This window comes from Pseudomonadota bacterium, assembly GCA_026388315.1.
In the GTDB taxonomy this organism is placed as follows: domain Bacteria; phylum Desulfobacterota; class Syntrophorhabdia; order Syntrophorhabdales; family Syntrophorhabdaceae; genus MWEV01.
This window is the reverse complement of sequence record JAPLKA010000127.1, coordinates 1-10,035: the sequence shown is the minus strand read 5'-3', so window position 1 is coordinate 10,035 and position 10,035 is coordinate 1. Positions and strand designations below refer to the sequence as shown.

9 protein-coding genes are annotated in these 10,035 nt (G+C 44.0%); 8 read left to right on the top strand and 1 reads right to left on the bottom strand.

Going from position 1 to position 10,035, the window contains the following annotated elements:
• Both NTX75_18285 and NTX75_18280 read left to right on the top strand, forming a co-directional pair.
• Positions 1-217: ATP-binding protein (locus NTX75_18285; GenBank protein MCX5818164.1), on the top strand; the 217-nt coding region annotated here is incomplete at its 5' end.
• A gap of 62 nt (positions 218-279) precedes the next feature.
• Positions 280-729 carry a hypothetical protein gene (locus tag NTX75_18280; protein MCX5818163.1) on the top strand — a complete coding sequence of 150 codons (450 nt, stop codon included), beginning with the start codon at positions 280-282 and terminating at the stop codon, positions 727-729.
• On the opposite strand, the gene NTX75_18275 is transcribed toward NTX75_18280, so the two are convergent.
• Positions 726-953 carry a LapA family protein gene (locus NTX75_18275; protein MCX5818162.1) on the bottom strand — a complete coding sequence of 76 codons (228 nt, stop codon included), beginning with the start codon at positions 951-953 and terminating at the stop codon, positions 726-728. The two genes, NTX75_18280 and NTX75_18275, sit on opposite strands and share 4 nt — an antisense overlap.
• Positions 954-1,292: 339 nt before the next feature.
• Here NTX75_18275 and NTX75_18270 point away from each other — a divergent pair, with 339 nt between their 5' ends.
• From NTX75_18270 to NTX75_18245, 6 genes are read left to right on the top strand one after another with little or no spacing between them, the layout of a single operon-like run.
• The gene (locus NTX75_18270; protein MCX5818161.1) at positions 1,293-2,951 is read left to right on the top strand and encodes a methyl-accepting chemotaxis protein; all 1,659 of its coding nucleotides are present in this window, start codon (positions 1,293-1,295) and stop codon (positions 2,949-2,951) included.
• A gap of 2 nt (positions 2,952-2,953) precedes the next feature.
• Entirely contained in the window at positions 2,954-5,074 is a 2,121-nt protein-coding gene (locus tag NTX75_18265; protein MCX5818160.1) for a methyl-accepting chemotaxis protein, read from the top strand.
• Between the two features lie 6 nt (positions 5,075-5,080).
• Positions 5,081-5,569 carry a chemotaxis protein CheW gene (locus NTX75_18260; protein MCX5818159.1) on the top strand — a complete coding sequence of 163 codons (489 nt, stop codon included), beginning with the start codon at positions 5,081-5,083 and terminating at the stop codon, positions 5,567-5,569.
• On the top strand, positions 5,553-6,785 hold the full coding sequence (locus tag NTX75_18255; GenBank protein MCX5818158.1) for a chemotaxis protein: 1,233 nt from the start codon (positions 5,553-5,555) through the stop codon (positions 6,783-6,785). The genes NTX75_18260 and NTX75_18255 overlap by 17 nt, the downstream gene beginning before the upstream one ends.
• Position 6,786: 1 nt before the next feature.
• Positions 6,787-7,464 carry a chemotaxis protein CheW gene (locus tag NTX75_18250; GenBank protein MCX5818157.1) on the top strand — a complete coding sequence of 226 codons (678 nt, stop codon included), beginning with the start codon at positions 6,787-6,789 and terminating at the stop codon, positions 7,462-7,464.
• Positions 7,461-9,758: a hybrid sensor histidine kinase/response regulator gene (locus NTX75_18245; protein ID MCX5818156.1), complete on the top strand. Its 2,298-nt coding sequence runs from the start codon at positions 7,461-7,463 to the stop codon at positions 9,756-9,758. Before NTX75_18250 ends, NTX75_18245 begins: the two co-directional genes overlap by 4 nt.
• Positions 9,759-10,035: the final 277 nt, after the last annotated feature.

The window sequence follows — 10,035 nt, the reverse complement described above, 5'->3', positions numbered from 1 at the left end:
TGTTTATTATGTCAAAGACAACGGAGTGGGTCTTTCAATGGATAATGCCCAAAAGATAGTCGAGGTTTTTGAATGGCTTCACAACTCTGACGAGTTTGAAGGGACGGGTATTGGATTGGCAATTGTAAAACGTGTTATCAATCGACATGGCGGAGAGGTGTGGGCTGAGGCGAAGGTAAACGCCGGTGCAACGTTTTATTTCACATTGCCGGGATAAAATAGAGGTTTTTTTGGGCATATTTTGGGACATATTGTTATATTTTCAAGGAGGCAGATAAGATGGTCAGATGCGGGAAAATTGTTTCACTGGTTTTAATGGTATCGTTATTTTTTACGAGTGCTGTATATGCACAGTGGATATTTTTAGGAAGAAAGGCAATAGGTAAAATATCGCACCTTGCCAGCGAGGTCCAGAACAATAACAATGATGTTGCAACTGTTTTACTGGAGGCCAAGGCAGATAATGTATATAACACGGCTGTCACACTCCTGAAAGGCAATGAGAACGCCAGGATTACCCGCAGGGACGATGCAGCCCGTACCATCGATTTTACCTATGGTCAGCATACGGCAAGCATGAAAATTGCCAGTCTCCAGGATAACGTAAGTCAGCTCATCATAAGTTCTGCTGTGGCTTCCGGAAAGCCCGGGGATACATCCTTTGTGGTGGATAGCGTATTTCGGGTATGCAGAGAGATGGGCGTAGAGTGTGGTCTTGCTAAAGATTAGTCTGGAAGTTTGCTTTTATTCTCCTTTTTGGGTTTTCTTAAGCTAAACCAGAATGTAATAATTGCAGCAATGACAGCGCCGATTAAAACAGAAAGAAAAGTGACTATTGCCAGAGAGGCCTGAAATTTCCATAAGAGAAGAGAGATTGTGACAGGCGCTGCATTTTGAACTGAAAAAGCAGCAACCAAAACTATTATTATCAACGCCAGAATTAGCAGGCCCATACAACCCTCCTTTATTAGGTCTATCTTTTTATTCTCGTGATAAAAGGCACGATTGTCAATAAAATAATTTACATATTCAAGCTATCAGCTATCAGCTATCAGAAGCTGTTCACAGTTCACAGCCCTTATTAGCGGATAGCAAGAATGAATATACTGGCTTCTCCTCTACACCTGTCCTCGCGTAGCGGAGGCTCTATGCTCTACGCTCCTTTATCCTTCAGCCTTCCTTGCCTTCAGCCTACCTCTTTTCCTTTCACTATCCACTATTCACTATTATTATGGCAGATTTCAAAATATTTATGATATGATGAAGCAAAGACGCACTTATGGGGGTTTTGTATGGGGAATTTTATTGGAAAATTAAAAATTAAATACAAGCTTTGGGTGATTGTTGGAATATCATTGCTCAGTCTTGTATTGACGGATTTTGTATTTTTGGTTTCCCTGAAAAACGATCTTCTCGAAGAGAAAAAATCACGAACACGAAGCGTTGTGGAAACAGCGTATGACATGATCCAGTATTACTATAATTCTGCCAAGGACGGAAAGATGCCGGAGCAGGAAGCGCAACAGAAGGCAAAGGATTTAATCAAAACCCTGCGGTATGAGGGTACTGAATATTTTTGGATAAATGACATGAATAATTTTATGGTTGCACACCCGTATTTTGAATTGGAAGGCAAAGACCAATCAGGCCTGATTGATGTTAATGGGAAGAAGATTGTCGTAGCTTTTGTAGATAAGGTTAAAAACCAGAAGTCCGGTTTTGTAGACTATGTATGGAAAAGACCAGGCTCGGAAAAGGCTACCCCCAAATTGGCTTATGTGAAATCCTTTGAGCCATGGGGTTGGGTTGTTGGCTCTGGCATTTATATTGATGATGTTCAGAAGAATTTCTGGAACAAAGCAGTTAAACTGGCCGTTCTCTTTATCGTAATATCCTTTGTGATTATTTTAATCTCATGGATTTTTGCCAGGAGCATTACGCAACCCCTGTCAGTAGTAAAAGAGAGGCTTCAGAATATGGCCAAGGGTGACCTCCGGGTAAAAGACGAAGAGGCGGACATGGTAGATTTGTCGCAGAGCACGAATGAAACCGGCCAACTGCTGAATGCCCTTCATAACATGAGGGAAAGCCTCCATTCCCTTATCGGTCAGGTTCAGCTTTCCGGGATCCAGGTTACCTCATCCACTACGGAGATAGCAGCATCGGCGAGGCAGCTTGAGGCAACGGTTGCCGAACAGGCGGCATCAATCCGGGAGGTTACTGCAACAAACAAAGAGATTACAGCCACGTCCGAAGACCTTATGCGGACTATGGGAGGAGTGAGTGAAACAGTCTCAGATACCGCTTCCATGGCTGAGACCGGACGTGACAAGCTGAGCCGCATGCAGTCATCAATGCGTGAATTCATTGAAGCTACCAGTTACATTTCATCAAAACTGGGTGTTATTAATGAAAAGGCAAACAAGATTTCAGGTATTGTCACGACTATTAATAAGATTTCGGATCAGACAAATCTTTTATCCCTGAATGCCGCTATTGAAGCAGAAAAGGCAGGGGAATACGGGAAAGGGTTTTCGGTGGTTGCCAGGGAGATTACCCGTCTTTCCGATCAAACAGCAATAGCCACAAAGGACATAGAGTATATGGTCAAGGAAATGCAGTCTTCTGTATCCTCAGGGGTGATGGAGATGGATAAATTTGCCGAGGGGGTAAGGCGCGGGGTCGTTTCTATAGAAACAATCGGTGATCAACTCGGTCAGATTATTGACCAGGTAAAAACCCTGAGTCCCCGGTTTGAGGTTGTGAATAAAGGGATGCACATGCAGGTGGAAGGCGCCCAGCAGATCAGCGAAGCTATGAGCCAGTTATTGACCGCGGCTGACCAGACAAAAGATTCCTTATCAGAGTATAAACGGGTAACGGAACAGCTTAATACAGCAGTTCAGGTCTTACAGAATGAAGTTTCCCGCTTTAAATTAAATCGTGGGTAATTATGAAAAAATATTTTAACAGACTTAAAATATTACATAAAATAATAATCAGCGGTCTTGTTTTTACCTTGCCGATTTGCATCCTCCTCTATTATATGATCGCAGGTTTTAATAATAACATTGATTTTGCCCATATGGAGATCTGGGGAAGCAGGCTTCTAACCCCGTTGACGAGGCTTGCGGAATTGATTCCTGAACATCAATTGCTCGTAAGGTTTTATCTCCAGGGCGATACTTCTGTTCAGGATAAGATTGACGTTTCAGCAAAAAGAATTGATGAATCATTTGCCATTTTGATTGCAGAAGGGAAAAGACATGAGAAAGTCCTCAGAATTGATGAAAAGAGCCTGAAAGCGATAGGAATGGAAAAAATCCATTATTCGAAGGTGTTTAAAAATTGGCAGGAGTTAAGTAAAAACTATAAAAACAACTCTACTGTCCAGAACGACATAGAGCATGAAATGGTCCTTCAGCCAATACAGGCATTGATTAAAAGGGTAGGGGATACATCTAATATGGTTCTCGACCCTGACCTTGATTCGTATTATGTGATGGATGTTGCTATTGCCACAATGCCAAAAACCCTGGGGAAGCTGTCAGAATTTCTGCTTTTTGGAGAGTCTGTCATTTTCAAAGGGTTTCGTTCCCGTGAAGATATAGTCAAATTTTCAGTCTTTGCTGCGATGATGGAGGAGGATCTGGAGCGTGTACGCCAGAACATTGCTACTGCATTGCGGGAAGATAAAAATTATTACGGTACCAGCAATTCTCTCCAGGCTAATATGCCACCCTCTTTGAGTCAGTATGAATCGTCCGTTATCCCTTTTCTTGTTGTATTAAAGAGGTTTGCCAACGACCCTGACTCCAAAATTTCTGTTGCAGAGTTTCTGGAGCCTGCAAGAACACTCCTTGAAGCTGGTACGCAATTACGGGAAGTATCTTTGCAGGAACTGCAAATCCTTTTGAGCAAGAGGATTGATGATTTTTCGAATAAGAAGCTCATTGCACTTTCTCTAAGCTTAATCGCATTAATTTTGGCAGCAATAATAATTCTTATCATTTCCCGCGGGATAACCCGTTCTCTTGGAAAGGTGATTGATATTGCCGGAGAGATTGCCGCAGGTAATCTCCAGCAAGCCGTAGAAAACTTGGAAACAATGGGCAAAAGTGAGCTTAACCTGAGCAATGAAGCGGAACACCATACAGGGCAGAATAAAAACGAAATTGTTCAGCTTTTTCAGGCAATATCAACCATGACGTCGAGTCTTGATGCATTGCTTACTCAGGTGCGCAAATCAGGCATTCAGGTTACTTCCTCTTCAACCCAGATTGCAGCGGCAGCGCGACAGCTTGAGGCAACAGTGGCTGAGCAGGCATCGGCTATCAATGAAGTGAGTGCAACAAGTAAAGAGATTTCTGCTACTGCACAGGAGTTTGCGAAAACCATGAACAGGGTGGCAGAAATGTCTTCCAGGGCCGCTGATCTGGCAAGTGCCAGTATGACCAGCCTTTCCGATATTAATGCTACTATGAAGGTATTGCTGGAAAATACAACGGAAAGCTTCGGAAAGCTAAGAACAGTTGATGAAAAGATGGATAACATTACCCAGGTCATTACAACCATTACAAAGGTGGCAAATCAGATTAATCTCCTATCTCTTAATGCTGCAATTGAAGCAGAGAAGGCCGGTGAATACGGCACCGGTTTTTCGGTGGTTGCCCGGGAAATCCGCCGCCTTGCAGACCAGACTGCTGTGGCTGCCATAGATATAGAGGTTTTGATCATCGAAACGCAGGGGGCAATGAAAGAAGGCATGTCGGCTGTTGAGACATACACAGACCAGACAATGACAAGTACGGAAAAGATTGCAGAAATCAGTGTGGATTTATTGATGGCCATTGAACATACCCAGGAGTTGGCGCCGCAATTTGAGTCTGCAAATCAGGGGATGCAGGTACAATCCCAAAGTGCTTCTCAGATCAGCGAAGCCATGGAGCAACTCAGTGAATCTGCCAAACAGACCAGAGATTCCTTAGTTGAATTTAAAGGGGTTACGGAGCAGCTCAACGAGGCAGTAAGAGATTTGCAGAATGAAGTAGCACGTTTCTCTATAAGTTCGTAGGTATATATGCTTTTTCTTGTTTTTGAGATAGGAGATGAACGGTATTGTTTGGAAGTCTCCCGTATTATCGAAATTACACCCATGGTTATTTTCAAAAAAATCCCCCATGCCCCCGCATATGTCTCGGGACTATTCAATTACAGGGGAACTATAGTACCTGTTATTGACCTCTCAATCCTGATTGCCGGGAAGCCTTCCAGGCCTCTTTTCAGCACTCGTATTATATTGGTTGACTATGTGAGTGAGGACAAAACCCACCATATCCTCGGTCTTTTAGCCGAGAGGGCTACAGAGACAATTTCATGCAGGGAGGAGGACTTTCAGCCTTCCGGGATAGAGGTTGATGAGGCTCAATACCTTGGTGACGTCATCTTCGATGAGATGGGTATGATTCAGAGGGTAAGGATAGAAAAGCTGCCTCCGGAAAACATACGGGATTATCAACAGGGATATGAATTCGTTGCACTTAAGGAAAACAATGACTTTTTACCGTGACATTGAAAAATTCCTGTCGGAAACATTCGGGTTTGACCCTGAATCCATAGGAAGGAAGAATATTGCAGATGCAGTAAATTCGCGAATGCGCACATCCGTGGTGCATGATATGAATCATTATCTGGAGATGCTTAAATCTCACCCTGAAGAGCTCGAAAAACTGGTTGAGCAGGTAGTTGTTCCTGAGACGTGGTTTTTTCGCGACAGGGAATCCTTCAACTTCTTAAAGAAGCATATAGAAAAAACAGGACACTCTTCATATCCGGTAAAAACGCTCAGGATTCTTTCTGTGCCATGTTCTACAGGAGAAGAGCCTTATTCGATAGCAATGGCTTTGCTGGAAGCCGGATTATCACCGGAACGTTTTCACATCGATGCGGTAGATATCAGTCATAAGGCAATCGGGATTGCTAAGCGGGCCGTTTACGGAAAAGGATCTTTCCGGGGGGAAAACAGGGACTATCAGTACCGTTATTTTACACCTGTGGAAGAAGGGTTTAAGCTGGACCGGGCTGTAGCAGGATTGGTACATTTTTACCGGGATAATTTCGTACAACCTTATGCCCTCCGGAACCATGAATCGTATCAGGGTGTTTTTTGCAAGAATCTCCTTATATACCTTACCGACGATGCAAGAAAGAAGGTATTTGCCAACCTTGACCGTCTACTCGTTCCGGAAGGTGTTGTTTTTACCGGACATTCTGAAATGATGTCTTTTTTACAGTACGGATACAACCCGGTTAAACATTCAAGGTCATTTGCATGCAGGAAAGCTGACAATACTGAGAAAACCGAATCCGGCACGTCTATCCCGGCTTTACCTACTGTCACTGCATCTACTGTCACTGCGAGCCCTGCTAAAATGGGACATGGCAGCCCCACTCACCGTCATCGCGAGGAGACTGCCCCTGATGCTGTTCTGACCCGGGTGCGTACCCTTGCAGACAGAGGTAAACTCAAGGAAGCCTTAAAGTTGTGCGAACAGTTCCTGAAAGAGCACAGCGATAATAAGGAGGCGTATTATCTGATGGGTCTTATTAATCTGGCATTAGACTCCTTTGTCAGGGCTGAAGATTTTTTCCAGAAAGCCCTGTACTTAGACCCCTGTTATTACGAGGCGTTATTGCATATGAGCCTTTTATATGAAAAGAGAGATGATCAGGCAAGGGCTTCGATCATCAGAGAACGGATAAAAAGGTTTCAGGAAAAGGATTGATATGAATCAGGGAAGCAATGTTGAACTATTTCGTTGCTGGAAACAGATCGGGATTTTCGGGGATTTTTCCTGCCCGAAGCTTGCGGAGATAGTTCATTGCCGAAATTGTAATGAATATAATAGAGCGGGCAGAAGTCTTTTTGACCGGGAGATTTCCGATGAATTTCTGAAGGAATGGACAGAAAATCTCACCGGTATTAAAGAGAGCGAGGCGCTGGATTCTATATCAGTGATTGTATTCAGGGTAAAGAATGAATGGTTAGCCTATAAGGCATTGTATTTGCAGGAAACTACAAATATACGCCCTGTTCACCGCGTACCCTTACGAACAAACAATGCCTTCAGGGGGGTTGTAAATATAAACGGAGAACTGCTTCTCTGTGTTTCAATGGCGGATATCCTCGAATTTGCCCCGGAAGAAGACAAGGAAAAAACCGATATGATGGTTTATAAGCGTATGGTGGTAATTAATAAAAACAGCGAACGGTATGTCTTTCCGGTGGACGAAATCCTCGGCATTTACCGCATATCGTTATGCGATTTAAAAGAACCCCCGGCAACATTATCCAGATCTCCGTCAACCCTTATCGAAGGTGTTTTTAATCTTAACGAAAAGAAGGTAGGCTTACTAAGCGAAGATAAGCTTATACATTCTTTAAAAAGGAGTCTCGGAAGTTGAAAGACCAGGGCAAGACCGATATTGCCGACCTTTCCATGCTCGACCTTTTTCGCATAGAAGTGGAAAACTATACAAAACTTCTGGAAACAGGCCTTGTGGAGATTGAGCAGAACCAGACCCCTGAAAAAGTTGAACCGCTAATGCGTGCTGCTCATTCGATTAAAGGTGCGGCCCGCATTGTAGAGTTAGACCTTGTTGTCACCCTTGCCCATGCCATGGAGGATATTCTATCTGCAGCCCAGCACGGTAAAATGAATCTCACATCCGATCATATTGATATGCTTTTACAGGGCAACGATATTTTTCAGCAAATCACCAAAGTTGACATTCCCGAAATCCCTGACTGGCTGAAAAAAGAGTCTGAAGCAATCAATTCATTAAGCCGGAGTATCAGAGGAATCCTCACCGGGGAAGGTCCTGAACCGATTGACAAAAAAATATCTCCACAAGCTCCTGTCAAACAGGATATGACACCACCACAAATTTCTCCTCAGACTCCTAAAACGCCGGATAAGAAGGATGAGGCGCTGAAGACTAAACCTTTGGAGAAAGATGAAGACAGCTTCGTCCGTGTTGTTTCGGAAAGTTTGAACCGCCTCATGGGGTTTGCCGGTGAATGTCTTGTGCAGGCAAGATCGGCAAAACCGTTTTCAACTTCCCTGCTAAAAATGAAAGACTGGCACCTGGAACTGGGCAGTGCCCTGGAAAACATATTTCAGTTTACGAAAAACACATCTATCCCCAAGGAAGTCAGAGAAAAATTCGGTGAATCACTGAATCAACTGGACCAAATTCGTGATCTCCTTATTACACAAATAGTAGATTTTGAGGTTTTTTCGCGCAATCTTGAGCGCCTTGCCGACCAGCTATACGGTGAGGTTGTGGCGATCAGGATGAGGCCTTTTTCTGATGGTTTACCCGGATTTCCCCGTATGGTGCGCGACCTTGCAAAAAATATGGGCAAAAAGGTCAATTTCAGGATTTTTGGAGAAACAACCAAGATAGACAGGGACATACTTGAAAAACTCGAATCGCCGCTGACCCATCTTTTGCGTAATGCCATAGACCACGGGTTGGAGACACCTGAAGAGCGGCTTGTTGCACAAAAACCTGCCGAAGGCACTCTCATTCTTGAAGCACGGCACAGCTCCGGGATGTTACATGTCAGAATTACAGATGACGGAAATGGAATAGACATAGAAAAACTCCGGCAGAAGATCGTAGAGAGAGGTCATATATCGAAAGAAATGGCAGCTAATCTTGCTGAGGCAGAGCTTTTGGATTTTCTTTTTCTGCCGGGCTTTTCCACGGCCGCAAAGGTTACAGAGGTATCCGGCCGCGGAGTAGGCCTTGATGTGGTTATGTCTATGGTTCAGGAGGTAGGCGGTTCTGTTCGGGTAGATACAACACTGGGGAAGGGCACGTCTTTCTATTTACAACTTCCGCTGACCTTGTCTGTTCTCAGAACCCTTCTTGTAGATATTGGCGGAGAGCCGTATGCAATACCTCTAAGCCGTATTGATCATATCCTGGAGCCGAGTCCTGACAGGTTAAAGATATTGGAAGACAAACAATTTTACACATTCGAAAATGAGCATATCGGTATCGTTGATGCGCACCAGGTGCTTCAAATTCCTGTTTCTGATGATAAGGGTTCAGGATTATATATTGTGGTTATCAGCGACCGTTTGAACCGTTACGGACTTGTCGTGGACAATTTTGTAGGCGAGCGTGAACTGGTAGTTGTACCCCTTGATGCACGTCTCGGGAGAATACCCAATGTCAGCGCAGGGGCAATTCTGGAGGATGGTTCCCCTGTTCTCATTCTGGATGTTGATGATCTTGTCCGTTCCATCGATAATCTTCTTTCATACGGCAGACTTCACAAGGTTGGCGACAGAAAAGAAATTGCGGAGACTTCCAGAAGGCGTATTCTTATTGTTGATGATTCATTAACGGTGCGTGAAGTAGAGCGCAGGCTTCTGGAAAACAGTGGCTATGAGGTTACTGTAGCTGTAGATGGAATGGATGGCTGGAATACTCTCCAGCTTAAAAAATTCGATCTTGTTATCTCCGATGTTGATATGCCGCGAATGAATGGTATAGAGCTCATAAAAAAGATAAAGGGTGATCCCAATCTTAAAGATCTGCCCGTAATCATTGTTTCTTACAAGGACAGAGAAGAAGACAGAATAAGGGGTCTTGAGGCGGGCGCCAATTATTATCTGACGAAGAGCAGCTTTCAGGATAAAAGCCTGAATAACGCCGTGAGAGATATGATAGGGGAACCTTAAAGACAGTGAAGCGTGAAAGAAAAAGAGGCAGGCTGAAGGCAAGGAAGGCTGAAGGATAAAGGAGCGTAGAGTTAAAACTTTTAAAAAAATCCTTTGCTCTCAGCCCTTTGCTCTCTGCTCTCAGCCCCTTGAACCCTCGACGCAGTGGGTTCACCTCTACTTGATGCAAGAGGAAACGTTAAAGGCGGGCAGGAATTGCTCAAAAAGATTGAAATTATAGCAAGACTTATCGGTAAAGAGAGCCGGCAGATAATGAACGGAACGGCTGTACCGGCAG

Bases quoted from the DNA above. Each gene is read 5' to 3' on its own strand.
- NTX75_18265 (MCX5818160.1), top strand. From the start codon at position 2,954: ATGAAAAAATATTTTAACAGACTTAAAATATTACATAAAATAATAATC.
- NTX75_18280 (MCX5818163.1), top strand. From the start codon at position 280: ATGGTCAGATGCGGGAAAATTGTTTCACTGGTTTTAATGGTATCGTTA.
- NTX75_18250 (MCX5818157.1), top strand. From the start codon at position 6,787: ATGAATCAGGGAAGCAATGTTGAACTATTTCGTTGCTGGAAACAGATC.
- NTX75_18260 (MCX5818159.1), top strand. From the start codon at position 5,081: ATGCTTTTTCTTGTTTTTGAGATAGGAGATGAACGGTATTGTTTGGAA.
- NTX75_18255 (MCX5818158.1), top strand. From the start codon at position 5,553: ATGACTTTTTACCGTGACATTGAAAAATTCCTGTCGGAAACATTCGGG.
- NTX75_18275 (MCX5818162.1), bottom strand. From the start codon at position 953: ATGGGCCTGCTAATTCTGGCGTTGATAATAATAGTTTTGGTTGCTGCT.
- NTX75_18270 (MCX5818161.1), top strand. From the start codon at position 1,293: ATGGGGAATTTTATTGGAAAATTAAAAATTAAATACAAGCTTTGGGTG.